This window comes from Micromonospora yongxingensis (assembly GCF_052601155.1).
On the sequence record NZ_JBQXEO010000006.1, the window covers coordinates 105,829 to 130,970 of the forward strand.

General features: G+C 72.2%; 16 protein-coding genes. 11 read left to right on the forward strand and 5 right to left on the reverse strand.

Going from position 1 to position 25,142, the window contains the following annotated elements; all coding sequences use genetic code 11:
• Positions 1 to 51: 51 nt before the first annotated feature.
• From ACTWLT_RS10320 to ACTWLT_RS10345, 6 genes are all read left to right on the forward strand, one after another.
• Positions 52 to 1,593, forward strand: coding sequence for a GH39 family glycosyl hydrolase (locus ACTWLT_RS10320; RefSeq protein ID WP_445318127.1), 1,542 nt, complete (start codon positions 52 to 54; stop codon positions 1,591 to 1,593).
• Positions 1,590 to 2,279 (forward strand): DUF624 domain-containing protein, encoded by a 690-nt coding sequence (locus ACTWLT_RS10325; RefSeq protein ID WP_445318128.1) that lies wholly within the window; start codon positions 1,590 to 1,592, stop codon positions 2,277 to 2,279. Before ACTWLT_RS10320 ends, ACTWLT_RS10325 begins: the two co-directional genes overlap by 4 nt.
• Positions 2,276 to 4,309 (forward strand): beta-galactosidase, encoded by a 2,034-nt coding sequence (locus ACTWLT_RS10330; protein WP_445318129.1) that lies wholly within the window; start codon positions 2,276 to 2,278, stop codon positions 4,307 to 4,309. Before ACTWLT_RS10325 ends, ACTWLT_RS10330 begins: the two co-directional genes overlap by 4 nt.
• A complete protein-coding gene (locus ACTWLT_RS10335; protein WP_445318130.1) occupies positions 4,306 to 6,420 on the forward strand; it encodes an alpha-glucuronidase in 2,115 nt (704 codons plus the stop codon). Before ACTWLT_RS10330 ends, ACTWLT_RS10335 begins: the two co-directional genes overlap by 4 nt.
• Before the next feature lie 230 nt (positions 6,421 to 6,650).
• Entirely contained in the window at positions 6,651 to 7,934 is a 1,284-nt protein-coding gene (locus ACTWLT_RS10340; protein WP_445318131.1) for an extracellular catalytic domain type 1 short-chain-length polyhydroxyalkanoate depolymerase, read from the forward strand.
• 32 nt (positions 7,935 to 7,966) lie between these two features.
• Positions 7,967 to 9,337, forward strand: a complete 1,371-nt coding sequence (locus ACTWLT_RS10345; protein ID WP_445318132.1) for a glycoside hydrolase family 10 protein — start codon at positions 7,967 to 7,969, stop codon at positions 9,335 to 9,337.
• A gap of 72 nt (positions 9,338 to 9,409) precedes the next feature.
• Here the strand turns inward: ACTWLT_RS10345 and ACTWLT_RS10350 are convergent, their stop codons facing one another.
• Positions 9,410 to 11,812 carry a beta-galactosidase gene (locus ACTWLT_RS10350; protein WP_445318133.1) on the reverse strand — a complete coding sequence of 801 codons (2,403 nt, stop codon included), beginning with the start codon at positions 11,810 to 11,812 and terminating at the stop codon, positions 9,410 to 9,412.
• 119 nt (positions 11,813 to 11,931) lie between these two features.
• Between ACTWLT_RS10350 and ACTWLT_RS10355 the strand changes: the two genes are divergently transcribed.
• The 3 genes from ACTWLT_RS10355 to ACTWLT_RS10365 all read left to right on the forward strand — a co-directional run bounded on the left by ACTWLT_RS10355 (position 11,932) and on the right by ACTWLT_RS10365 (position 15,694).
• Positions 11,932 to 12,963, forward strand: a complete 1,032-nt coding sequence (locus ACTWLT_RS10355; RefSeq protein ID WP_445318134.1) for a LacI family DNA-binding transcriptional regulator — start codon at positions 11,932 to 11,934, stop codon at positions 12,961 to 12,963.
• The gene (locus tag ACTWLT_RS10360; protein ID WP_445318135.1) at positions 12,960 to 14,633 is read left to right on the forward strand and encodes an ABC transporter substrate-binding protein; all 1,674 of its coding nucleotides are present in this window, start codon (positions 12,960 to 12,962) and stop codon (positions 14,631 to 14,633) included. Before ACTWLT_RS10355 ends, ACTWLT_RS10360 begins: the two co-directional genes overlap by 4 nt.
• A 65-nt stretch (positions 14,634 to 14,698) precedes the next feature.
• Positions 14,699 to 15,694: an ABC transporter permease gene (locus ACTWLT_RS10365; RefSeq protein ID WP_252415334.1), complete on the forward strand. Its 996-nt coding sequence runs from the start codon at positions 14,699 to 14,701 to the stop codon at positions 15,692 to 15,694.
• Between the two features lie 119 nt (positions 15,695 to 15,813).
• Here the strand turns inward: ACTWLT_RS10365 and ACTWLT_RS10370 are convergent, their stop codons facing one another.
• Positions 15,814 to 16,926 carry an RNA-guided endonuclease InsQ/TnpB family protein gene (locus ACTWLT_RS10370; RefSeq protein ID WP_445318136.1) on the reverse strand — a complete coding sequence of 371 codons (1,113 nt, stop codon included), beginning with the start codon at positions 16,924 to 16,926 and terminating at the stop codon, positions 15,814 to 15,816.
• Between the two features lie 127 nt (positions 16,927 to 17,053).
• Here ACTWLT_RS10370 and ACTWLT_RS10375 point away from each other — a divergent pair, with 127 nt between their 5' ends.
• Together ACTWLT_RS10375 and ACTWLT_RS10380 are read left to right on the forward strand one after the other, a co-directional pair.
• Positions 17,054 to 17,983, forward strand: coding sequence for an ABC transporter permease (locus ACTWLT_RS10375; protein ID WP_445318137.1), 930 nt, complete (start codon positions 17,054 to 17,056; stop codon positions 17,981 to 17,983).
• 1 nt (position 17,984) lies between these two features.
• The gene (locus ACTWLT_RS10380; RefSeq protein ID WP_445318138.1) at positions 17,985 to 19,901 is read left to right on the forward strand and encodes an ABC transporter ATP-binding protein; all 1,917 of its coding nucleotides are present in this window, start codon (positions 17,985 to 17,987) and stop codon (positions 19,899 to 19,901) included.
• Here ACTWLT_RS10380 and ACTWLT_RS10385 read toward each other — a convergent pair.
• Genes ACTWLT_RS10385 through ACTWLT_RS10395 form a run of 3 tightly spaced genes read right to left on the reverse strand, consistent with a single transcriptional unit; the run spans position 19,881 to position 25,084 of the window.
• Positions 19,881 to 21,419 (reverse strand): alpha-amylase family glycosyl hydrolase, encoded by a 1,539-nt coding sequence (locus tag ACTWLT_RS10385; protein ID WP_445318139.1) that lies wholly within the window; start codon positions 21,417 to 21,419, stop codon positions 19,881 to 19,883. The two genes, ACTWLT_RS10380 and ACTWLT_RS10385, sit on opposite strands and share 21 nt — an antisense overlap.
• Complete coding sequence (locus ACTWLT_RS10390; protein WP_445318140.1) at positions 21,416 to 23,224, reverse strand: GH39 family glycosyl hydrolase; 1,809 nt, start codon at positions 23,222 to 23,224, stop codon at positions 21,416 to 21,418. Before ACTWLT_RS10390 ends, ACTWLT_RS10385 begins: the two co-directional genes overlap by 4 nt.
• A gap of 3 nt (positions 23,225 to 23,227) precedes the next feature.
• The gene (locus ACTWLT_RS10395) at positions 23,228 to 25,084 is read right to left on the reverse strand and encodes a GH39 family glycosyl hydrolase (RefSeq protein ID WP_445318141.1); all 1,857 of its coding nucleotides are present in this window, start codon (positions 25,082 to 25,084) and stop codon (positions 23,228 to 23,230) included.
• Positions 25,085 to 25,142 lie beyond the last annotated feature (58 nt).

Here is a 25,142-nt window from a genome sequence, read left to right on the forward strand (position 1 = left end):
GGCGCGCGAGCGTGACCCGCCCGTCCCGGGCAGGACGACCAGAGGACCCCCATGCCCATCACCGTTCCCGATCAGCCGATCGGCCGGCTCACCGACGCCTGGCGCGGCTGTGTCGGCACCGGCCGTTTCGAGTTGGCCCTGCGCCGTGACTACCAGGACTCGCTGGCCCTCATCCAACGGGACATCGGCTTCCGGCACATCCGGGGGCACGGGCTGCTCAGCGACGGCGTCGGCGTGCACCGCCCGTACGAGCACCGGGGCGAGCGCCGCGTGCACCACTCGTTCACCTACGTCGACCAGGTCGTCGACGCGTACCTCGACCTCGGCATCCGGCCGTTCGTCGAGCTGGGGTTCATGCCCTCGGGTCTCGCCTCGGGCGACCAGACGGTGTTCTGGTGGCGGGGCAACGTCACGCCGCCCCGTTCCTGGTCGGAGTGGGCGGACCTGGTCCGGGCCACGGCCGCCCACCTGGTCGACCGGTACGGCCTCGACGAGGTCCGCGGCTGGCCGATCGAGGTGTGGAACGAGCCCAACCTGGTGTCCTTCTGGCAGGGCGCCGACCGGGACGCGTACCACCGCCTGTACGAGGTGAGCGCGCACGCGGTCAAGGAGGTCGACGCGTCGTTGCGGGTCGGCGGCCCGGCGATCTCGCCGGGCGCGGACGAGTGGCTGGTGCCCTTCGCCGAGTTCGTCACCGACCGTCAGATTCCGGTCGACTTCGTCAGCCGGCACGCCTACACCTCCGGGCCCGCCCAGCACGTGCCGTTCGGCACCCACCAGACGCTCGCCCCGGCGGCGGAGCTGCTCACCCAGTTCGCCGCACCGCGCCGGCACCTGGCCGGCACCGCGCTGGCGGGGCTGCCGGTGCACATCACCGAGTTCAACTCCTCCTACCGGCCGGACAACCCGATCCACGACACGGCGTTCCACGCCGCGTACCTCGCGCCGGTGCTGGCCGCCGGCGGCGAGGTCGTCGACTCCTTCTCGTACTGGACGTTCAGCGACATGTTCGAGGAGGTGGGGGTGCCCACCGCGCTGTTCCACGGCGGGTTCGGCCTGCTCACCCACCGCCAGATCAAGAAACCCACCTACCACCTGTACGCCTTCATGGCCCGCCTCGGTGGCGAGGTGCTCGCGCGCGGCGACGACCACCTGGTGACCCGACACCCCGATGGTCGGATCGCCGTGCTGGCCTGGGCGCCGGTGGATGTCACCGGCCGCTCGCCGGTGCCCGACCGGCACCCGCTGGCCCTGTCGATCCCGCTCGGTCCGCCCGGTACGGCCTCGGCGTTCCTGCTCCGCTCGACGGTCAGCGAGGAGGCGGGTAACGCGTGGGCGGCCTGGGCGGAGTTGGGCCGCCCCCGCTCGCCCAGCGCCCGGCAGCTCGACGCGCTGCGGGAGGCCGCCGAGCCGGCCCGTACCCACCGCGCCCTGCCGGTCGCCGCCGGCCGGGTCGACGTGGACCTCACCCTGGCCCGGCACGAGGTGACCCTGGTCGAGCTGAGCCCGGTGGTGGACGAGACCCCGCCGTGGTGGGACGACGACCGACTGCTCGGCCTGCCGGCCGGGCCCGATCGCGAGGAGCAGCCGTGAGCGGTGCCACGCACACCTGGCGACAGTTCGGCGACGGGCCCCTGTCCCGGGCCGCCGCCCGCGTCTACACCCTGCTCGTGGTCGAGCTGCTGCTCCTGCTCACCACCCTGCCCGGGCTGCTGCCGCTGCTGCTGCTCGGGCGGGACCCGAGCAACCTGCCGCTGGCCGCGGCATGCCTGGTCCCGGTCGGCCCGGCGGTCGCCGCGGCCCTGTACGCCCTGCGCCACCAGCGCCCCGACGTGACGGATCTGCGGCCCGCCGCCGTGTTCTGGCGGGGCTACCGGGCCAACCTCACAGGGGCGTCGCGCGTCTGGGTGCCGACGCTGCTGTGGCTGACCGTGCTCGCGGTCAACCTCGCCCACCTCGGTGCGGCCGCCGTCCCCGGGTGGTGGGCGGTGCCGCTGGTCCTGATCGGAGTCGGCGTGACCCTCTGCGCCGCCAACGCCCTGGTCATCACCTCCCTGTTCGACTTCCGCACCCGAGACGTGCTCCGGCTGGCCGTGCACTTCCTGGTGCGTACCCCCGCCGTCACCATCGGCAACGCCCTGCTGCTGGCCGCGGCGGCCGGCGTCACGGCGGTGTTCTCCGAGGCGGTGCTGGCGCTGTTCGCCTCGGTCGCGGTCCTGGCGTTCCTGCGCGTCGCCGACCCGATGATCCACCTGATCCGGAAGGAGTTCACCGCATGAGCCTGCCCGTCACGGCAAAGGTGCCCTTCGGCGGCGACTACAACCCGGAGCAGTGGCCCGAGGACGTGTGGAAGCAGGACTACCGCCTCTTCGACGCCGCCCGGATCGACCTGGTCACCGTGGGCGTGTTCGACTGGGCGCTCACCCAGCCCGCCGAGGGCGTGTACGACTTCTCGCTGCTGGACCGGATCGTCGAGCGGGCCGCTGCCGAGGGGCGCGGCATCTGCCTGGCGACCGGCACCGGCGCGCACCCGGCCTGGCTGGCGAAGGCGTACCCGGAGGTGACCCGGACCGACTTCGAGGGCCGCAAGCACCGCTTCGGGCAGCGGCACAACTCCTGTCCCAGCTCACCGGTGTTCCGCCGGCTCTCCACCGAGCTGGCCCGCCGGGTGGCGAGCCGCTACGCCGACAACCCGGCGGTCATCGCCTGGCACGTCGGCAACGAGTACGGCGGCGCCTGCTACTGCGAGCTCTGCGCGGCCGCGTTCCGCGACTGGCTGCGCCAGCGCCACGGCACGCTCGACGAGCTGAACGCGGCCTGGTACACCACCTTCTGGTCGCACACCTTCACCGACTGGGACCAGATCGAGCCGCCGTCGGCGCTGACCGAGCACTGGCGCGGCCCCGACCACACGGCCTTCCAGGGCATCACCCTGGACTACCTGCGGTTCACCTCCGACGCGATGCTCACCAACTTCCGCGACGAGAAGGCCGCCATCCGCGAGTCCAGCCCCGACCTCCCGGTCACGACCAACTTCATGGGCATGTACCGGCCGATCGACTACCACCGCTGGGCACCCCACCTGGACTTCGCCTCCTGGGACAACTACCCGCCCGACGACGATTCGGCGGCCCGGATGGCGCTGACCCACGACCTGATGCGCGGGCTCAAGGACGGCCAGCCGTTCTGGCTGATGGAGCAGACCCCGAGCGTCACCGCCTGCCGGGACGTCAACCCGCTGAAGCGGCCCGGCCTGATGCGGCTGTGGAGCTGGCAGGCGGTGGCGCACGGCGCGGACGCCGTGCTGTTCTTCCAACTCCGTGCCTCCCGGGGAGCCAGCGAGAAGTACCACGGCGCGGTGATCGGCCACGCCGGCCGCTCCGACACCCGGGTCTTCCGGGAGGTCGCCGAGCTGGGTGCCGAGCTGAGCGGGCTCGGCTCCGCCTCGCTGGGCGCGCGGACGCCGGCGCGGGTGGCGGTGCTGTTCGACTGGGACAGCTGGTGGGCGTTGGAGATCTCCGACGGCCCGTCCCGGCTGGTCCGCTACCAGCAGGTCGTGCTGGCGTACCACCGGGCGCTCTGGGACGCCGGGGTCGACCTGGACGTCGTCCCGGTGACCGCCGACCTGTCCGGCTACGACGTGGTCGTCGCGCCGGCCCTGCACCTGCTCAAGGGAGACCTGCCGCGGCGGTTGGAGGCGGTGGCCGCGCGCGGCGGCTCGGTGCTGACCACGTACCTGTCGGGTCGGGTGGACGAGAACGACCAGGCGTTCCTCCTGGACGTGCCGGGCCCGCTCGGGCAGCTCATGGGGATCCGGGTCGACGAGTGGGACGCCCGTGGCCCCGAGGCGGTCAACCCGGTCCGCCTCGGTGCGGGCGCCGACCAGATCGAGGTCGAGGCGCGGCTGCTGTTCGAGCTGGTGATTCCGCAGGGCGCGGAGGTGGTCGGCACCTACCAGGCCGACTTCTACGCCGGCACACCGGCGGTGACCCGCAACGCCCACGGCGACGGGTACGGCTGGTACGTCGCCGCCGGGCTGGACCAGGTCGGGATCTCCTGGGTGGTCCGGCAGGTGCTGGCCCGGCACGACCTGCTCGGGCCCTACCCGGACGTGCCGGACCTGGAGTCCGCCGTGCGGGTCGCGCCGGACGGGACGCGCCTGCTGTTCCTGCTCAACCACCGCGCCGAGCCGGTCGAGGTGACCGCGTCGACCGGCGGCGTCGACCTGCTCGGCGGTGATCGGACGGAGACCGGCCAGCCGCTGCGGCTGCCGGCGTACGGGGTCGTGGTGCTGCGGGAGGACCGGTGAGCGCCGAGGAGCCGGTCGACGAGCCGGTCGGCGCCGAGGAACCGCGGGCGCACGCCGCCTGGCTGCCGCCGGAGGCGTTCCGGGCGCTCGGCGCTCGACGCGTCCTGGTGCACGGCGACGGGATGCTCGTCGACACCGTCCTCGACGAGGTGGCCCGGGGCTGCACCCGCTACGGCGGGCGCGTGTGGCACTCGCCGTCCTGGGACGTCGACGCCGACCTGGTGTTCGCGCTGCGTGGCGCCGGCCCGCTGCCGAGCCCGTCGGTGCAGGCGGCGCGGGCAGCGGGGGAGGCGGCGCTGGCGGAGGCCGGCGACGGCGGGGCGCTCGGTGACGAGGGGTTCCTCCTGGCGCGGGCCGGCCAGGTGACCGTGGTGCTGGCCGACGCGCCCGCCGGTCTGCTGTACGGGTTGTTCCACCTGGTCCGGCTCGGCGCGGCGGCCTTCGACCCGGCCCGTCCACCGGAGCGCCAGCGGCCCGTGCTGCGCCGGCGGATGCTGAACCACTGGGACAACGTGGCCGTGCACCCGGTGATGGGCCAGGTCGAACGGGGGTACGCGGGCGGCTCGATCTTCTGGCGGAACGGCCGTCCGCGCGGCGACCTGGACCGGGTCCGGGAGTACGGGCGGCTGCTGGCGGCCTGCGGGATCAACGCCATCTCGGTGAACAACGTCAATGTCGGCCGGACCGAGGCGCGGCTGCTCACCGACCGGCTCGGCGACGTGGCCGAGATCGCGGACGTCCTGCGCCCGTACGGCATCCGGGTGCACCTGTCGGTCAGTTTCGCCGCACCGGTGGTCCTGGGTGGCCTGCCCACCGCCGACCCGGTGGACGAGGGCGTGCGGGCCTGGTGGTCCGCCACCACCCGGCAGGTGTACGAGCGCATCCCGGACTTCGGTGGCTACGTGGTGAAGGCCGACTCGGAGGGCCAGCCCGGCCCGTTCACCTACGGGCGCGACCACGCCGACGGGGCGAACCTGCTCGCCGACGCGCTCGCACCGCACGGGGGAGTGGTGCACTGGCGGGCGTTCGTCTACAACCATCACCAGGACTGGCGGGACCGCTCCACCGACCGGGCGCGGGCGGCGTACGACCACTTCGCCCCGCTCGACGGGCGGTTCCGGTCCAACGTGGTCCTGCAGGTGAAGTTCGGCCCGGTCGACTTCCAGGTGCGCGAGCCGGTCTCCCCGGTGATCGCGGCCATGCCGGCCACCCGGTTGGCGGTGGAGTTGCAGGTCACCCAGGAGTACACCGGCCAGCAGCGACACGTCTGCCACCTCGGCCCGTGCTGGAGCGAGGTGCTGCGGTTCACGCCGTGGGGTCCGGACGGGCGGACCGTCGCCGACGTGGCAGCGGGGGAGGCGGGGGCGGGCGGCGGCCTGGTCGCCGTCGCCAACGTGGGCGACGACATCTTCTGGACCGGGCACCCGCTGGCGCAGGCCAACCTGTACACGTTCGGCCGGCTCGCCTGGGATCCCGGGTTGGACCCGGGTGCGGTTCTCGACGAGTGGATCGCGCTCACCTTCCCGCCGTCGGCGATCGGCGACCCGGAGCTGGTGGGGCGGACGCTGCACGAGATCATGGACGATTCCTGGCGTACCTACGAGCGGTACACGGCCCCGCTGGGTGTCGGCTTCATGGTTCATCCCGGCGACCACTACGGCCCGGACGTCGACGGGTACGAGTACTCGCGGTGGGGCACCTACCATTTCGCCGACCGCGACGGCGTCGGCGTGGACCGCAGCCGCGCGACGGGCACGGGCTTCGCCGGCCAGTACCCGCCGTACTGGGCGCAGGTGTACGAGTCGCCGCAGCGCTGCCCCGACGAGCTGCTGCTCTTCTTCCACCACGTCCCCTACGGGCACGTCCTGCACAACGGGTCCACCGTCATCCAGCACATCTACGACACCCACTTCGCCGGCGTCGACGAGGTGGTGGCGATGCGGCAGCGGTGGCGGACGCTGAGCGGGATGGTCGACCCGGCCGTGTACGAGCGGGTGGCTCAGCGCCTCGACGAGCAGGTGCGCAGCGCCGTCGAGTGGCGGGACCAGATCAACACGTACTTCCTCCGCAAGTCCGGGGTGCCCGACGCGCGGGGGCGCCGCATCTACTGACCGGGAATTTTCCGGTAGCACGCCACCGCGTCTTTCGTGGACGCCGTCGGCTCCCCGCATCGCCGCGCAGGCTGTTGCCCGGTTCCAGCGGGCGAAGACTTCCGGAAGTATTGACAATCGAGTCGCATCGATTGAAGCTGACAAGGTCACGCGAGCCGCGGTCAGGGTCGGGCGAAGGGCAGTCCTCGATCTACTCCCCTTCCATGCGCCACTTCCCCCAGGAATCGCGAATGAGACTGAGAACAAGAATGCTTGGCGCCGTCGTGGGGGCCATGACGCTGGCCGCCACCGCGTTGACGTTCGCCGCCCCGGCCTCGGCGGCGACGTTGACCGAGGTGACCGGTTTCGGCAGCAACCCCACCAACCTGCGGATGCACCTGTACGTCCCGGACCGGGTGGCGTCCCGGCCGGCGGTCCTGCTGGCCCTGCACTACTGCACCGGATCGGGGCCGGCGTACCACTCCGGCACCCAGTACGCGTCCCTCGCCGACCGGTACGGGTTCATCGTGATCTACCCGTCGGTGACCCGCAGCAGCCTGTGCTGGGACGTGTCCTCGCCGCAGGCGCTGCGGCGTGGCGGGGGCAGCGACCCGGTCGGGCTGATGTCGATGGTCGACCACGTGCGGCAGCGGTACACCGCCGACCCGACCCGGATCTTCGCCACCGGCACCTCGTCGGGGGCGATGATGACAAACGTCCTGCTGGGCGTCTACCCGGACGTGTTCGCGGCCGGTGCGTCCTTCGCCGGGGTTCCGTTCGGCTGCTTCGCCACCGGCGGCAGTTCGGAGTGGAACAGCGAGTGCGCCAACGGGCAGCTCCTCAGGACCCCGCAGCAGTGGGGGGACCTGGTCCGCGAGGCGTACCCCGGCTACACCGGCCGGCGGCCTCGGATGCAGATCTGGCACGGCACCAACGATGAGACGCTGCGCTACCCGAACTTCGGGGAGCAGGTCAAGCAGTGGACCAACGTGCACGGGCTGAGCCAGACGCCCACGTACACCGACTCGCCGCAGTCCGGCTACACCCGGACCCGGTACGGCGGCAGTGGCGGCACGGCTCCGGTCGAGGCGATCAGCATGCAGGGCGTGTCGCACAACCTGCCGGTCGACGCCGCGCAGGTGCTGCGCTTCTTCGGCCTGGACGGCGTCACCCCGCCGCCGACCACCCCACCACCGACGACTCCGCCGCCGACCGGGGACGGCTGCCGGGTCGGGTACACGGTCAGCACCTGGAACACGGGCCTCACCGCGAGCATCACCATCACCAACACCGGTGCCGCCGCGGTGAACGGATGGGCGCTGACCTTCGCACTGCCCAGCGGCCAGCGCATCACCAACGGCTGGAACGCGTCGTACTCCCCGGCCAGCGGCGCGGTGACCGCCCGCAACGTCTCCTACAACGCCGCCATCGCCCCGAACGCTTCGGTGGGCATCGGTTTCCAGGCCACCCACGACGGCGGCACCGGCAGACCGTCGTCCTTCGCCCTGAACGGCGTCACCTGCTCCACCTCCTGACCCCCACCACCACCCAGAACTGGAGTTGCACGATGAGAAGAGCGCAGTGGAAGGCGGCATCCAGAGCCGCGATCGCGCTGACCGGAGTGGGCGCACTCGCCGCCGGCCTGGCGATGCTCCTGGCGGCTCCCGCCGCCGCCGGCACCACCCTCGGCGCGTCCGCGGCCGAGCAGGGCCGGTACTTCGGCGCGGCGGTGGCGGCGAACAAGCTCAACGACAGCGCCTACACCACGATCCTGAACCGCGAGTTCAACTCGGTGACCCCCGAGAACGAAATGAAGATCGACGCGACCGAGCCGCAGCAGGGGCAGTTCAGCTTCGGTGCGGCCGACCAGATCGTCAACCACGCCCGCAGCCGTGGGATGAGCGTGCGCGGTCACACCCTGGCCTGGCACTCGCAGCAGCCGGGCTGGATGCAGAACATGAGCGGCACCGCTCTGCGGCAGGCGATGCTCAACCACGTCACCCAGGTGGCGACCCACTTCCGCGGCCAGGTCGTCGCCTGGGACGTGGTGAACGAGGCGTTCGCCGACGGCGGCACCGGCGCCCGTCGTGACTCCAACCTCCAGCGCACCGGCAACGACTGGATCGAGGCCGCCTTCCGGGCCGCCCGTGCCGCCGATCCCGGCGCGAAGCTCTGCTACAACGACTACAACACCGACGACTGGACGCACGCCAAGACCCAGGCCGTCTACACCATGGTGCGGGACTTCAAGCAGCGTGGCGTGCCCATCGACTGCGTCGGTCTCCAGTCGCACTTCAACAGCGGCTCGCCATACCCGAGCAACTACCGCACCACGCTGTCCAGCTTCGCGGCGCTCGGCGTCGACGTGCAGATCACCGAGTTGGACATCGAGGGCGCGTCGGCGGCCACGTACCGCAGCGTGGTGCAGGACTGCCTCGCGGTGGCGCGCTGCAACGGCATCACCGTCTGGGGAATCCGGGACAGCGACTCGTGGCGGGCCTCCCAGACCCCGCTGCTGTTCACCAGCGGCGGTGCCAAGAAGCCGGCGTACGACGCCGTCCTCGCCGCGCTCAACAACGGATCGACCCCGCCGCCCACCACCCCGCCGCCCACGACGCCGCCGCCCACCACGCCGCCTCCCGGCCCGGGTGCCTGCACCGCGACGGTGGCAGTGAACCAGTGGACCGGTGGCTTCGTGGCGACGGTGCGGGTGACGGCCGGATCGTCGGCGCTCAACGGCTGGTCGGTGACGATCACGCTGCCGACGGGCGCGACGGTCACCAACGCCTGGAACGTCAACCGCAGCGGTGACACCGGCACCACGCGCTGGACGAACGTGGCCTACAACGGCGGGGTCGGCGCCGGCCAGTCCACCGAGTTCGGCTTCCAGGCCAACGGCACCTCCACCGGCCTCAACCCGACCTGCACGGCGGGCTGACCACGGGCCGGCCGGTGTGGAGGGGACCCGAACCCTCCACACCGGCCGCACCCGGCCAGGTCGGAGCGGCGGTCAGCCGAGGCTGATCCGGACCGGCTCATCGGTCGCGACGCCGGGCAGGCGCACGGTGACCCGCCCGTCCTGCGCCGTCACCACCCCACGGCTCGCGGTGACCGGCCGTGCGGTGGCGAACACCACGACGTCCTCGCCCTGAGTGGGGCGCAGCAGCACCGCAGCGTCGTCGACGCCGACCAGCTCGCACGTCGTCTCCACCAGCGTCGCGTCGCCGACCCGGATCCCGTAGGGCAGCATCAGGCCCGAGCGGGCCGGCACCCGCAGCCGCCGGCCGCCCAGCACCGGCTCGCCGTGCCAGCTCAACGCCACCGTCACGGCCGACGGCGCCACGTTGACCAGGTGCAGCAGCCGCTGCCCGGCCGGGTCCACCGTGGAGGTCAGCACCAGGCCGGGTGCGTCGGCCCGGGGATCGAGCCGCGGGCGTACGCCCACCCTCTCCAGGGCGGCACGCCAGAAGCCGAGATCGCTCGGCAGGTCGGCGGCGACCACCACGGCCCGGCCGGCGCCGAGCGTCACCTCGACGGCGCACGGCTCGCCGGAGCCGACCTCGGTGAGGATCGGCTCGGCGCTTGCGCCGGCGAGTCGTTGGGCGTAGCCGACCCGCACCTCCGGGCGGCCCGCCGCCCATCCGTGCCCGACGACGGACGGGAAGTGGTGCGGCCCGCCCTCGACCCGTCCGGTGACGGTGAGCCCCAGCGCGTCGGCCAGCAGCGTGCAGGGCGTGCCGTCGTGGTCGCGCTCCGGCAGCACCCCGTGCAGCAGCAGCCCGCCGCCGTCGCGCACGTGGGCGACCAGACGCTGCTGCACGTCGCGCCCCAGCGTCGCGGCGCTGGCCAGGGCGATCACACCGGTGGTGGGGCCGGCCGACTGCAGATCCAGCGCCGGGAACGAGAACCCGGCCAGGAGCAGCGATCGGGCCAGCACGTCGCGGGGACCCATGCCCCGGAACCGTTCCAGGTCGGCGACCTGCTCGGCACGCGATGGCGAGGCCGGGTGGTGGTACTCGGTCAGGTAGTGGTCGGGGACGAAACCGAGTGCCAACCCGTCGTTCTCCTCGTCGGAGTCGGCGAGCAGGTCGGCGACCCCACGCACCGTGTGCAGTGCGCGCTTCGCGGCGTCGAAGGTCGAGTTGAGCTGCCCTTCCGGACCGACCGGTGCGGCGAAGCCGTGTCGCTCGCCGGTGAAGGCGATCCGGTCGTTGCCGTCGCCGACCGGCTGCGCCAGGGGTGGGTTGTGCCCGCCGGCGAAGAGGTAGAGGTTGAGCAGTCGGTTGCCCTGCGCCACGCAGAGCCGGGTCTTCAGCTCCATCGCCTCCGGCGGGTAGAGCGTGGACAGGTCCTCGCCGTAGTCGCCGTTGCCGGCCTCGAACTCCAGCGAGGTCAACGGCTGGTCGGCGTCGTGCACGGCGGCCAGGAACGCGTTGCTCACGTACAGGTCGGCGACGTTGGTGACGGTGAGGTCGCCGAGGTAGTAGTCGGAGCCGGAGGTCATCTGCGGCTGGCCGCGGTAGGACTCGAAGAGCTGGCTGATCCCGATCGGGAAGGTCCGGCCGCGTCCGCCGCCGGTGCCGTGCACGTTGATGAGGAACGGCACCCCGCGCACCCCGTGCCGCTCGGCGCTGGCGCGTAGCTCGGCCACGTAGCGTCGGTACCGGTCACGCATGTAACGACCCAGGTCGTCGTGCACGGTCAGGGACCGCTGTTCGGTCGGCGTGCGCAACGCCGCGGCCCAGGCCGCCGGGTCACCCGCGTCGGCACCGACACGCTCGGCGGCGACCTCCTTGCCGTACCGCTGCACCGCCCATCGGCGCTGATCGTCGCAGAGCAGGTCGGTGAGGTCGGGGGAGTTGGTCACCCACGAGAGCATGCCGATCTCGTTGTCCAGCTGGACCGCGATCACCGGGCCACCCCGCCCGGCCAGCCGCTCGGCGATCAGGGGCATCACCTCGGCGTACCAGCCCTCGACGGCGGCGAGGAACTCCGGCGCGAGGTAGTCGATGGTGCGGGTCTCGATCGGCGTTCCGTCCCAGGTGGTCGGCAGCAGGTGCGGGTGCTCGTCGTACACCCGGTAGGGGATGCCCTCGTTCTTGATCTCGGCCATGATGAACGGCCCGGGCCGGACCACCGCGTGCAGGCCCCGCTCGTGGGTCAGGTCCAGGAAGCCGGCCAGGTCCCGCTGCTCGTGTGTACGCCCCGTGAGGTCCACCGTGCCGTCCGGCAGCTCGTGCCAGAGCCACGGGACGTAGGTGGCCACCGTGTCGGCGCCGGCCTCGCGCAGCCGGTCGAGCCGGTCGGCCCAGTCCGCCCTGGCCAGCCGGAAATAGTGCACCTCTCCGGCGAGCAGCAGTCGGGGGCGACCGTCGACGACGATCCTGCGGTTCTGGAGTAACACTTCGGACATAAGACCTGTCTCATCCTCTCGGCGGGCATCTCGGGCTGTCCTCTTGTGATCTGCCACGAGCCTGCTTATGGTGCCTGAAACCGGTTTCTGTTAACCGCACGTTACGGATCGAGGGGGCCATGGGCAACAGTCGCGTCACGGTTCGGGAGATCGCCCGGCTGGCCGGCGTGTCCGTCGCCACCGTCTCCCGCGTCTCCAACGGCACCGGCCAGGTGTCGGCGGAGCTGCGGCAGCGGGTCCTCGACGCGATCGAGCTGCACGGCTACCAACCCGACCACCTGGGCCGCGCGCTCGCCGCCCGCCGGCACGGCGCGCTCGGCCTGGTCTTCCCGGGCCTGTCCGGTCCCTACTTCAGCGAGCTCATCCAGGGCTTCGAGTCCGAGGCGGTGCCGGCCCGCGCCAGCGTGCACATCCTCTGCACGCACCTCAGGGAGGACTCCGACGCCCAGGTGCTGGAGATGGCCCGCCGGGTCGACGGCATCGCCGTCATGGGCGGCACCATCTCGGAGGCGGCGCTGCTCCGGCTCGCCGACCTGGTGCCGGTGGTCGTCCTGGCCGGCCAGGGCCGCGACGCGGTGCCCTCGGTGGGCGTGGACAACGCCACGGCCATGGGTCGACTGACCTCTCACCTGCTCACCGAACACGGCCTGCGCGACCTGGCCTTCGTGGGCACCCCCGAGGGGTCGCCCGACGTCAGCCAACGGTGGGCCGGCTTCCTCGCCGCCCACCGGGACCTGGGGCTCACCCCGCCCGGCGAACCGGTCCGGGTCAGCATGCAACAGCCCGACGGGGTGCTCGCCGCCGAGCAGTTGCTGCGCGACCGCCGGCCCCCGGACGCCATCGTCTGCGCCAACGACGAGATCGCCCTCGGCGCCCTCGTGGGCGCGCTCGGCCGGGGCCTGCGGGTGCCCCAGGACCTGGTCATCACCGGATTCGACGACGCGCCCATGGCCGCGCTCGTCTCTCCTCCGCTCACCACCGTCCGGCAACCGGTGCGAGAGCTGGCGGCCGAGGCCGCCCGGCTGATCCTCCGGGCCGCCAGCACGACCGACGCCCCCGCGCCGGACAGCATCGTCCTCCCCACCGAGCTCGTCGTGCGCCGCAGTTGTGGCTGCCCGACGGGCACCCCCACTGGAGGTACCGGCAAGTGAAGAGATCCAAGCTCGTCCGGACGGCCGCCCTGGCAGCGGCGTTGGCACTGGCGGTAACCGGTTGCACCGGCACGGAGTCCTCCTCCGGCCCCGGCACCGACGGCCGCATCGGGTTCCTCGACTACGGCGACTTCGGCGGCGGCAGCAACCCGCAGGCCAACTACAACCCGTACCTGGACGCCACCCGTCTCGGCGCCACCGAGTACGTCTTCGAGCAGCTCATCGCCTACGACAGCTACGGCTGCCAGGCCAAGCCCTGGCTCGCCACCCAGTGGACGTGGACCGACCCGCAGACCCTGGTCTGGAAACTCCGCGACGGGGTGCGGTGGAACGACGGCAAGCCGTTCACCGCCGACGACGTCACCTTCACCTACGAGATGCTCAAGCAGCACAAGGCGTTGGACACCAAGGGGATCTGGCGCTACCTCAGCGCGGTCGAGACCACCGACCCGCAGACCGTGACGATGCGGTTCACCCAGCCTGGCGCGTCGGCGCTCACCCTGTTCGGCGAGATCAAGATCGTGCCGAAGCACGTCTGGTCCACCGTGGCCGATCCGGTGACCTTCACCAACGCCGAGAAGCCCGTCGGCACCGGACCGTTCACCGTGAAGGCCTTCAACCCGCAGCAGCTGACGCTCGGCCGCAACGCGAGCTACTGGCAGGCGGACAAGGTCAAGGTCGACGAGCTGCGGTTCCACAAGGCCGACGGCGGTGGCCAGATCGACCAGCTCAAGCTCAGCCGCGGCGAGTACGACAGCAACGCCATGTTCGTCCCGGACATCAAGAAGGCGTACGTGGACCGGGACCCGGAGCACAACAAGTACTGGTACCCCTCCGGTGGCTCGATCAGCGTCTACCTGAACCTGACCAGGGCGCCCTTCAACGACACCGCGTTCCGTAAGGCCCTGGTGCCCGCGTTCAACCGGCAGGAGATCGTCGACAAGGCGCAGCTCGGCTACGTGAAGCCGGCCAGCCAGACCGGCCTCGTGGTGCCGGGGCAGGCGCAGTGGCTGCCCAAGGACCTACCCAACCAGGGCGTGGCCGACTACGACCCGGCAAGGGCCGACGCCGAACTGACCGCCGCCGGCTACCCGAAGAACGGTGCCGGCAAGCGCATCGGCAAGGACGGCAAGCCGATCGCCTTCAGCTTCCGGGTGCCCGGCGCCTGGACCGACTGGGTGCAGGCGCAGCGGATCATCGTGGCCAACCTCAACGCGCTCGGCTTCACCGTCCGCGCCGAGACGCCGACCCCCGAGGCGTACGAGAACGACCGGGCCATCGGCAACTACGACGCCGTGCTCGGCGTGCACGGCGGTAGCTGCAACATGTTCCGCAACTTCCAGGAGCCGCTGGGCAGCGACCAGTCCGCACCGATCGGCAAGAAGGCCGTCAGCAACTTCGTCCGGTGGAACGACCCGCGTACCGACGAGCTGATCGCCACCCTGCGCACCGCCACCGACGAGGCGACCCAGAAGGCGGCGGTCGCCGGCCTGACCACCGTGATGACCGAGCAGGTGCCGGTGATCCCGCTCTGGTACGGGGCGAAGTGGTTCCAGTACCGCACCGCGAAGGCGACCGGCTGGCCGAACGAGCAGAACCCGTACGCCGCACCCAGCGACAACCTGCTCATCATCACCTCTCTGCAGCCCGCCGGGACCACCGCCAAGTAAGCCGATGGCCGGCCGGCGCGTTCCCCGCGCGCCGGCCGACCCGTCCCCCGGAAGGGAAGGCCCCGGTGGCCTACTTCGCCCGACGCTTCCTGTTCTTCATCGGCACCCTCTGGGCCGCCGTCACGCTCAACTTCCTGATTCCCCGGCTGCAACCCGGCGACCCGGCCGAGGCGATCGTGTCGCGGCTCGCCGGGCAGAGCGAGAGCATCGACCCGGCCCAGCTCCAGGCCATCCGGATCATGCTCGGCACACCCGACGGCAACCTCTTCGAGCAGTACCTGCAGTACCTCGGCGCCGTCGTCCAGGGCGACTTCGGGGTGTCCTACACGTACTTTCCCTACAGCGTCACCCACATGATCGGGCAGGCGCTGCCGTGGACGGTGATCCTGGTCGGGGTCACGCAGATCATCTCGTTCATCGTCGGCACGTTGCTGGGCACCTGGGCCGCGTACCGCCGCAACAGCCGGGTCGACTCGGTCATCACCCTCGGCTCGACCTTCCTCGGCACGCTGCCCTTCTTCTGGCTCGCCCTGCTGCTCATCTACGTCTTCGCGATCACCCTGCGCTGGTTTCCCGAGCGCGGCGGCTACGGCGGCGGCAGCAGTCCCGGTTGGAGCTGGATCTTCATCTCCGACGCCTTCCAGCACAGCGTGCTGCCCGCCGTCGCACTGCTGATCACCGGCCCGATCGGCTGGATCATCGGGATGCGCAACAACATGGTGCAGAGCCTCGGCGAGGACCACGCCCGGCTCGCCGTCGCCCGCGGTCTGCCCCGCCGGCGCATCGCGCTCACCTACGGGGCACGGATCGCGATCCTGCCCAACGTCACGGGCTTCGCCATCGCGCTGGGCAGCGTCCTCGGCGGCACCGTGCTCGTCGAGACGGTCTTCAACTATCCGGGCATGGGCCGGCTGCTGCTGGAGTCGGTGTCCAGCCGGGACTACCCGCTGATGCAGGCGATCTTCCTGTTCACCACGGTCGGGGTGCTGGTGGCGAACTTCCTCGCCGACCTGCTGTACGGGTTCCTCGACCCCCGGGTGCGAAAGGCGGAGACGGCTTGACATCCTCCACCGCCCTGAAGGGCGGGGATTCCCTCGGTCGCCCGAGGGGGTTCCTGTTTCACCGGGCCGTGCCTTCACCGCTTGCGCGGGTTGGGTCTTACCGTCCCTCCACAGGCGTTTTACCTCTCCGCCAGCCCGGCGGCGAGGATGTTCTTCGCGGCGTTGACGTCCCGGTCGTGCACGGCGTCGCAGCCGGGGCACGTCCAGACGCGAACGCCGAGGGCCATCGCGGTGTTGATCCGCCCGCACGCCGAGCAGGTCTTCGTGCTCGGATGCCAGCGGTCGATGGCGATAACCTGCCGCCCGTACCAGGTGGCCTTGTACTCGATCATGCTGCGCAGTTGTGTCCATGCCGCGTCGGAGATGGCGCGGGCGAGCTTGTGGTTGCGCAGCATGTTGCGCACGCTGAGGTCTTCGATTACGACCGTTTGGTTCTCGCGGACGAGTCGAGTCGACAGCTTGTGCAGGTGATCCCGCCGCCGATCGGCGATGCGGGCATGGATCCGGGCCACCGCAAGGCGAGCCTTGGCCCGGTTGGCGGAGTCCTTGGCCTTGCGGGCCATGGTGCGTTGCGCTTTGGCCAGTTTGCGCCGGTCAGCGCGCTCGTGCCGAGGGTTGGTGACCTTCTCCCCGGTGGACAGGGTGAGCAGACTGGTTATGCCCGCGTCTATCCCCACCGCGGCGCCCACCGGCGGCAGGGCCGCGACGGACGGGTCTTCCACCAGCATGGACACGAACCACCGACCGGCCGCGTCTCGGGACACCGTAACCGTGGACGGTTGCGCGCCCTCGGGCAGAGGCCGGGACCACACGATGTCCAGTGGGGTCTCCATCTTGGCCAGGGTGAGCAGCCCGTCTCGCCAGCGGAAGGCCGAGCGGGTGTACTCCGCCGACGCCCGAGACTTGCGCTTGGACTTGAAACGCGGGTAGCGGGACCGCTTACCCCAGAACGCCGCGAAGCCGGCTTGCAGGTGCCGCAGCGCCTGCTGCAAGGGCACGGAGCTGACCTCGTTGAGGAACACCAGCCCCTCGGTGCGCTTCCACTCGGTCAGCCACGCCGACGACTGAACGTAGGTGCTGCGCTGCCGGTCGACGGCCCATGCGCGGGTGCGCGCTTCCAGCGCCAGGTTGTAGACCTTCCGCACGCACCCGAAGGTGCGGTTGAGCTGTTCGGCCTGCTCAGGGGTCGGATAGAAGCGGTACTTGTACGCACGCTTCACCACCTCACCCATGTCTCACATCCTACCGGTCCATTCTGTAAGACGATTATTGAGGGGAGGGAGCGGCGTTTCCTCCTCCGCCTGAAAGCGGAGGTATCCACGCCGCGATCCCGATGACCGAGCGGACCGAGGAGCTGTCGTGAGCACACCCGCTCCCGCCGTACCGGCGCCGGGCGCCGACACCGAGGGTCTCCAGGTGGCCGCCACCGAGCAGGCCCGGCGCAGCCGGCTGCCCGGCTGGTTCGTCATCCTGTGGCGCAACGGGAAGTGCCGGATCGGTCTGCTGATGTTGGGCGCGTTCGTCCTGGTGGCGCTCCTCGCCCCGCTGATCGCGCCGTACGACCCGCGCGGCGACGACTTCCCGACCTCGCTCGCCCCCACCGGCGGGCACTGGCTCGGCACCACCGCGCAGGGGGAGGACGTCTTCTCCCAACTGATCGTCGGCGCCCGCACCTCGCTGATCGTCGGGCTCGCCGCCGGGCTGCTCTCCACCGTGATCGGGCTGGTCATCGGGCTGACCGCCGGCTACCTGCAGGGCTGGGTCGACGAGGTGCTCTCCTTCCTGATCAACCTCGGCCTGGTGGTGCCGGCGTTGCCTTTGATGGTGACGCTGGCCGCGTACGCGCCGGTCCGTGGCCTCTGGCTGATCATCGCGGTGATCAGCGTGACCGGCTGGGCGTACGGCGCCCGGATCAAGCGGTCCCAGATCATCACGCTGCGCACCCGCGACTACATCACCGCGGCCCGGTTCGCCGGCGACGGCACCGCCCGGATCATCGCCCGGGAGATCGTGCCCAACATGACCTCGCTGATCGTGGTCGGTTTCATGGGCGCGGCGCTCGGCGCGATCGGTGGCGAGGCGGGCCTGGCCTTCCTCGGGCTCGGCGACCCGCAGACCGTCAGCTGGGGCACCATGCTCAACCAGGCCAGCCTCGGTGGAGCCCTGCTCACCGGGCAGTGGGCCTGGCTGATCGCCCCCGGCCTCGCGCTGTCGCTGCTGATCACCTCGTTCACGCTGATCAACTTCGGCATCGACGCGCTGAGCAACCCCCACCTTCGGGAGGATTGAGATGACCCTGCTCCAGGTGGAGAACCTGTCCGTCACGTACACGCCGCGCGACCTGCCGGCCAACCGTGCCGTGCACGACGTCACGTTCGACATCGACGAGGGCGAGTTCGTCGGGTTGCTGGGGGAGTCCGGCTGCGGCAAGTCGACCCTGGGCAACGCCGTCCTGCGACTGCTCTCCCCACCGGCGAGGATCAGCGGCGGTCGGGTCGTGTTCGACGGCGTCGACGTGACGACCGCCAGCGAGGACGAGCTGCGCGCCCTGCGCTGGACCGACCTGTCCACGGTCTTCCAGAGCAGCATGAACTCGCTCAACCCCGTCATCCGGGTGCAGGCGCAGTTCGCCGACACGTTCGCCGCGCACAGGATCCCCGGCGACGTCACCGCGCGGGCGACCGAGCTGCTCGAGCTGGTCTCGCTCGACCGGCACGTGCTCCGGGCGTACCCGCACGAACTCTCCGGCGGCATGAAGCAAAGGGTGGCGCTGGCCCTCGCGCTCGCCCTGCGCCCCAAACTGGTGGTCCTCGACGAGCCGACCACCGGGCTGGACGTGGTCGTGCAGCGCAGCATCCTCACCCGGCTGGCCGAGCTGCGGCGCGAGCTGGGCTTCGCCGTGCTGTTCATCAGCCACGACCTGGGCACGGTGCTGGAGATGGCCGACCGGGTGATGGTGATGTACGGCGGCGAGATCGTCGAGAACCGCACCGCGGCGGGGATGCTGCACGAACCACGGCACCCCTACACGCGGGGCCTGCTCGGCTCGTACGCCGACCCGCGTCTGCCCGACGTGCAGGTCACCTACATCCCGGGCCGGCCGCCGGACCTGTCCCGGCCGCACCGCGGCTGCCTGTTCACGCCACGCTGCCCGCACGCCGAGGACGCCTGCCGGGAGGTCCATCCCGAGCTGCTGCCCGAGCGCGGCGGGCTGGTCCGTTGCCTGGTCGCCCAGGAGGATCGGCTGCCGGTGGTGCGGTTGGGCGCGGCGGACGCCGCCGCCACGATCGGCAGCCACTTCCCGGCCACCGGTGCGCTGACCGACCCCGGCGGCACCCCCGACGTGGTGGCCGAGGCCGTTCTCTCCGTCGACCAGGTCAGCAAGCGCTACACCACCCGACGTGGACTACGCACCAGCACCACGGACGCCGTACGCGACGTGTCGTTCACCCTGCACCCGGGTCGGGTCACGGCCCTGGTGGGGCAGAGCGGTAGCGGCAAGTCGACGATCGCCCGCCTCGTCACCGGCGTGGAGCGCCCCAGCTCCGGCGAGGTGCGCTTCGAGGGCGGCTCCGGTCGCACCGTCCGCGTGGACCGGCTGCGCGGACGGGCCCTGGTCGACTACCGCAGGCACGTGCAGATGGTCTTCCAGGATCCGTTCAGCGCCCTCAACCCGACCCGGACGGTCGCGTACGCCCTGTCCCGCCCGCTGGTCAACTTCGCCGGCCTGCGCGGCGCCGCGATCCGGGAGCGTTCGGCGCAACTGCTGGAGAGTGTGGGGCTCGCCCCGGCCGGGCAGTTCCTCGACAAGCTGCCGCACCAGCTCTCCGGCGGGCAGCGCCAGCGGGTGGTGACCGCCCGGGCGCTCGCCCCCGATCCGCAGGTGCTCATCGCCGACGAGCCGATCTCGATGCTGGACGTCTCGATCCGCGCCGAGATCCTGGAGTTGCTCGGTGAGCTGGTCCGCAACCGGCGGCTCGCCATGCTCTACATCACCCACGACCTGCTCAGCGCCCGGCTGCTCGCCGACGAGGTGCTGGTGCTCAACCGGGGTGCGCTGGTGGAGCGGGGTCCGACCCGGGACGTGATCGGGGCGGCCCGGGACGACTACACCAGGCTGCTGCTCGACTCGATCCCCAACCCGTTCGCCCCGGCGCAGCGCTCCGGCGACGCGTCGGTGGTGCGGTCAGCCCAGCCAGGCGGTTGACCGGCCGGGCAGCGTCGTACCGTCAGTCGGAGCGCTGGCCAGCAGCACCTGCGTTCCGTACGGTCGCCAGTCGACCGGGACGTCGCCGAGGTTGACCAGGCACGTCGGCCCGTCGGCGCCGCGTCGGAAGGCGAGGCAGTCGGTGGGAGCGTCCAGCCAGGACACGTCCGCCGGCCGACCGCGCCAGCACGTCCCGCGCAGCGACACCGCCGCCCGGGTCAGTGCCAGCGTCGAGGTCGGGTTGTCAGCCTGCCGGGCCACCGAGAAGGCGCCCCAGCCGTCCGGCTGCGGCAGCCACGGCGTCGACCCGGCCGGTCCGAAGCCGTATGGCGCCGGCTGCTCGGTCCAGGGCAGCGGCACCCGGGCGCCGTCGCGCCCCCGGTCGGCGCCCGCCGAGCGGCGGAACACCGGGTCGCGGATGTCGTCGTCGGCCAGGGCCACCTCGGGCAGGCCCAGCTCGTCTCCGGCGTAGAGGTACACCGCGCCGGGCAGCGCGAGCATCAGCAGCAGGACGGCCCGAGCGCCGTCGCGGCCCCACCGCTGCGCGGCCCGGCTCACGTCGTGGCTGCCGTGCACCCAGGCCGGCAGCCGGCCGTGCCGGGTGGTGGCGGCGAGCAGCGCGTCGACCCCCGCCCGCCAGGGTTCCGGGCGCAGCGGCCAGTAGAGCGGGTCCATCGCGAACGCCTGCCCCAACTCGTCCGGGCGCAGGTACGGCCCGATCACCTCCGGCCCGCCCCAGGTCTCGGCCACGCCGAGCCGGTCACCCGGGTACGCGGCGAGCTGCCGTGCCCACCGCCGGTAGATCTCGTGCACCTCGTCGCGGTCGCTGAACGGCGACGGGTCGCCGGCCCGCCAGCCGTCGGGCAACTCCGGGTAGGCCGGGTCCTTCACCAGCGACCCGGCGGCGTCGAAGCGCACCCCGTCGACCCCCCGGTCCAGCCAGAACCGCAGCGTGGTCAGAGCGTCCGCGGCCACCTCGGGATGCTCGTGGCGCAGGTCGGGTTGCTCGATGTCGAACAGGTGCAGGTACCACTCGCCGTCGCCGAACGGCGCCCAGGCGGAGCCACCGAAGATGGAGCGCCAGCCGTTCGGCGGCAGCTCCCCGGCGTCGCCTCGGCCGGGCCGCACGTGGAACCGGTCCCGCTCGGGCGAACCCGGACCGGCCGCACGGGCCTCGACGAACCACGGATGGGCGCTCGCGACGTGGTTGAGCACCAGGTCGACCACCACCCGCAGACCGAGGCGGTGCGCGTCCGCGATCAGCGCATCCAGCTCGGCGAGGGTGCCCAGGCGCGGGTCCACGTCGCGATGATCGGACACGTCGTAGCCGCCGTCGTGGTCCGGGCTCGGATAGAACGGGGTCAGCCAGATCGCGTTGACGCCGAGACCGGCGAGGTAGGGCAACCGGGACCGTGCGCCGGCCAGGTCGCCGAGGCCGTCGCCGTCGGCGTCGGTGAAGGAGCGCAGGTAGACCTCGTAGGTGACGGCCTCGCGCCACCAGGGCCCGGTTCGGGTCATCGCGGGGTCAGCTCCAGCAGGGAGATCGACGGCATGGGCAGGGCCACCGGCAGCGCGACGGTGCCGCGATCCGGCGTGACGGTCGCCGGCGGGACCGCGTCGGCGAGGTGATCGGCGGCCCGCAGCGCGGCCCACTGCTCGTCGGTCGGCCACACGTCGACCCGGAGGCGGCGCGCCGTGGCGGCCAGGTTGGAGGTGTGCTCGTCGAGTCGCCGGTGCCGCAGCTCGTACGCGCCGTGCGACAGCCCGTCCACCCGCAGCCGGACCGACCGGTGCAGCCGGTCTCGCTGGTCGGGCCGGTCGAGCACGCCCTGGTCGAGGGTGCCGTTCCAGAGCACCACCGCGACCCGCCCGGTCCGCGGGTCGACCGACGGCCAGGCCCGGACCAGTGTGCCCGCCCCGTCACCGTCGAGCCGGACGTAGAGCTGCACCGGAGCGAGCCGCTCGAGCATCCACAGCGCCCAGAACCGGGGCTTGGCCAGCCCGCCCACCGAGAGCAGCCCGAATCCGCCGTGCAGTAGCGCGGGAGGCCGGCCCAGCTCCTCGAAGTGGTCGCTGGCCACCCAGCAGGCGAGTGACGCGACCCGACCGGCCGCCTCCTGCATGCCGGTGGCCACGAAGGCCGCCGAGAGGACCGAATCGTTGACCGGCGCGAAGTGGGTGGGGGAGGGGCCCCACTCGGTCCAGAGCAGCGGCGTACCGGCCCGACCGTGCCGGGCCAGCGCCGGGCGCAGGTCCAGCGGCGGGCTGCCGTAGACGTGCGTGGAGAGGAAGTCCAGTGGGGCGCGGGAGGCGTCGACGTGGTCGAGGAACGGCTCGATCCACTTCGTCGCCGCGGTCGCCGGTCCGCCGACGGGCAGGCCGGGGCACGCCTCCCGCACGGCGTGGGCGGTCACGTCGTACATCCGCAGGTAGTCCTCCCGGCTGCCGGTCCAGAAGCAGTCCAGGTCGGGCTCGTTCCACACCTCCACGGCCCAGCGGCGCAGCTCGGCGTCGCCGACCCGTGACCGCAGGTGCCGGACCAGGTCCCCGACCAGGGCCGCCCACCGGTCCCAGTCGCGGGGTGGACTCGACACGCCCGCGTCGGTCACCACCCGCGAGGGGTCGCGCGCCAGCGCCCGGGGAGTGAACGACAGCTCCAGCACCGGCCGCAGCCCGGTCGGCGCCAGGGCGTCCAGCACCCGGTCGATGCCGGTGAAGTCGTGCGCCGGCTGGCCGTCGACCTCGCGGTAGACGCCGAGGTCGTCGCCGAGGATGCCGTGCGCCCGGACCCGTTCGACGCCCAGTTCGCGGTGCACCCGTTCGAGCGCGGCGGCGAGCCCGCCGCCCATCTCCTCGCCGCCGACCCGGTCGGTGCTGAGCAGCAGGCTCAGGTGTTCGGAGCCGATCATGTCGCGCCACGGGCGGTGCACCGGCCCGAGCTGACGGGCGGCGTCGACGGTCACCTCGACCGTGCCGTCGCCGTCGGCCAGCGCCGCGGCCGGCCCGGACGGCGGCCCGAGGGGGGCGTCGTCGGGCCGGTCGGCGTCGAACACCGGGCGCACCGCGTACCGCACCGTCCGTCCGGGTTCGACGGTGGTGTCGGCGTACGGCGGGCCGGGCACCGCCAGCAGGTCACCGCCCCGATGGTCGACCACCTGGTACGGACCGTCGCCGTCGGCCCGGTGCACCAGGTATCCGGCGGCACCGGGCACCCGGTCCCAGTCGATGCTCAGGTGACCGCGACCGGTCCGGACCCGCGGCCCGTCCGACGCGTCGCCTGCCGGTGGCACGCCACCGGCAGGCGCCTCGGTGGGGGAGGTCACCGCTCAGCTCCCGGCGACCTCGACCAGCACGGCTCCCGGCTGGGGCAGGTGCAGCTCCACCACCGCCGCCCCGGCCCTGACCCGGGTGTCGACCTTCTCCACCGGCAGCGTGTCGGCCGCGCGCAGGGCGTCCCACTGCTGGTCGGCGGGCCAGTCCGCCACGCCGAGCCGCTGCGCCAGCGTCGTGACGTCGCCGTGCTCGCGGTCGAGCCGGGTCACCGTCACCGTGCGACCGTCGGCACCCTCGACGGCCAACCGGATGTGCCGGGCCAGCGCCGGGTCGCCGTCGCGCTTGGACTGGTCGAGGGTGGAGGCCCAGACCAGGATGGCGAGGCTGCCGTCGGCGCGCCGGCTCGCCCAGCTCTGCACCAGCCCGTCGGCGCCGTCTCCGGTGGCCTCGACGCGCAGCTCGGTCTCGCCGAGCTGCGCGAGCATCCGCAGGGCGTGGTAGCGGGGCTTGGCGATGCCGCCGACGGTGATCAGACCGAAGCCGCCGTGCAGCAGCCGGGGCGGACGGCCCAGCTCCTCGAAGTGGTCGCTGGCCACCCAGTAGGAGAGCGCGTCGACCCGGCCGGCGGCCGAGCGCATGCCGCTGAGCAGGAACGTCGCCGCGGAGGTGCCGTCGTTGACCGGGTGGAAGTGGGTGGGCGTGACGCCCCACTCGGTCCACAGGATCCGGGCGTCGGGGAAGCCCAGCCGGTGCAGTGTGGGCCGGAGGTCCAGGGGTGGGCTGCCGTAGGTGTGGGTGGAGACGAAGTCGACGGGTGCGCCCGAGCGGGTGGCGTGCTCCAGCAGGGCGTCCACCCAGCCGGCGGCGGCCGACGAGGGCCCGCCGACGGGAATGCGGGGGTCGACGTCCTTGACGGCCTGTGCGGTGACGTCGTAGAGCCGCATCCACTCCTCTCGGGTGCCGGACCAGAAGACCTCCAGGTTGGCCTCGTTCCACACCTCGAAGTCCCAGGTCAGCACCGTCTCGCCGTACCGCTCGAGCAGGTGTGCCACAAGCGCCCGCACCAGCTCGGCCCAGCGCTGCCAGTCCTTCGGCGGGGAGATGACGCCGCGGTACTGGAAGACGGTCCGCTCCGGGTCGCTGGCCAGGTCGCGGGGCATGAAGCCGATCTCGACGACCGGTCGCAGACCGATGGAGAGGATCTGGTCGTAGACCCGGTCCACGCCGGTGAAGTCGATCACCGGCTCGCCGTCGACCTCACGGTAGACGGCGAGGTCGTCGTGGAGGATCGCGTGCGCGCGGACCGACTCCACGCCGACCTCGTCGCGGATGCGACGCAGCGCGGCGAACAGTTCGGCGCCGATCTCCCGGCCGCCGGAGGTGTCCGTGCAGAGCAGTTGGGACAGTCGCTCGCTGCCGATCATCGGCTGCCACGGTCGGGGCAGCGGCACGCCCTCGGCGGCGGCGTCGACCCGGAGCGCGACGGTCGGGGCGTCGTCGCCGGGCGCCAGCGAGGCGGCGTGGACCGGGGCGCCGAGCGGGCCCGTGACGGTGACCTCGGGAACGGCGGCCACCGCGTAGGCGTACGGCTGGGCGGGCTCGCCGGTGGTGTCGACGTACCAGGTGTCGGGCACCGAGAGGACGTCGCCGCCGAGGTGGTCGATCGGGGTGGGTTCACCGACCGGTACGCCGTCGCGCAGCGGTTGCCGGTGCACCAGGTAGCCGACGGCGCCGGCGACGGGAGACCAGGACAGTCGAACGTGACCGACCCCGGCGGTGGCCACCAGGTCACCCGGCGGGGCGAGACGTGGGGTTCCGCTCGTTGTGCCCTCCTCATCGCTGCGCAGCGCGATGCGGGCCTCCCAGTCGGATCGGGCGTCGGCCGGCTGGTGGTCGCTTGCGCTCGTCACCGGGGCACCTCCAGGTGTGTCGTGTGGTCCGGTCCGAGCACTGTAACCGGTTTCCGCG

Coding starts and splice junctions, on each gene's coding strand:
- ACTWLT_RS10320 (WP_445318127.1), top strand. CDS start 52: ATGCCCATCACCGTTCCCGATCAGCCGATCGGCCGGCTCACCGACGCC.
- ACTWLT_RS10330 (WP_445318129.1), top strand. CDS start 2,276: ATGAGCCTGCCCGTCACGGCAAAGGTGCCCTTCGGCGGCGACTACAAC.
- ACTWLT_RS10340 (WP_445318131.1), top strand. CDS start 6,651: ATGAGACTGAGAACAAGAATGCTTGGCGCCGTCGTGGGGGCCATGACG.
- ACTWLT_RS10345 (WP_445318132.1), top strand. CDS start 7,967: ATGAGAAGAGCGCAGTGGAAGGCGGCATCCAGAGCCGCGATCGCGCTG.
- ACTWLT_RS10350 (WP_445318133.1), bottom strand. CDS start 11,812: ATGTCCGAAGTGTTACTCCAGAACCGCAGGATCGTCGTCGACGGTCGC.
- ACTWLT_RS10355 (WP_445318134.1), top strand. CDS start 11,932: ATGGGCAACAGTCGCGTCACGGTTCGGGAGATCGCCCGGCTGGCCGGC.
- ACTWLT_RS10370 (WP_445318136.1), bottom strand. CDS start 16,926: ATGGGTGAGGTGGTGAAGCGTGCGTACAAGTACCGCTTCTATCCGACC.
- ACTWLT_RS10380 (WP_445318138.1), top strand. CDS start 17,985: ATGACCCTGCTCCAGGTGGAGAACCTGTCCGTCACGTACACGCCGCGC.
- ACTWLT_RS10385 (WP_445318139.1), bottom strand. CDS start 21,419: ATGACCCGAACCGGGCCCTGGTGGCGCGAGGCCGTCACCTACGAGGTC.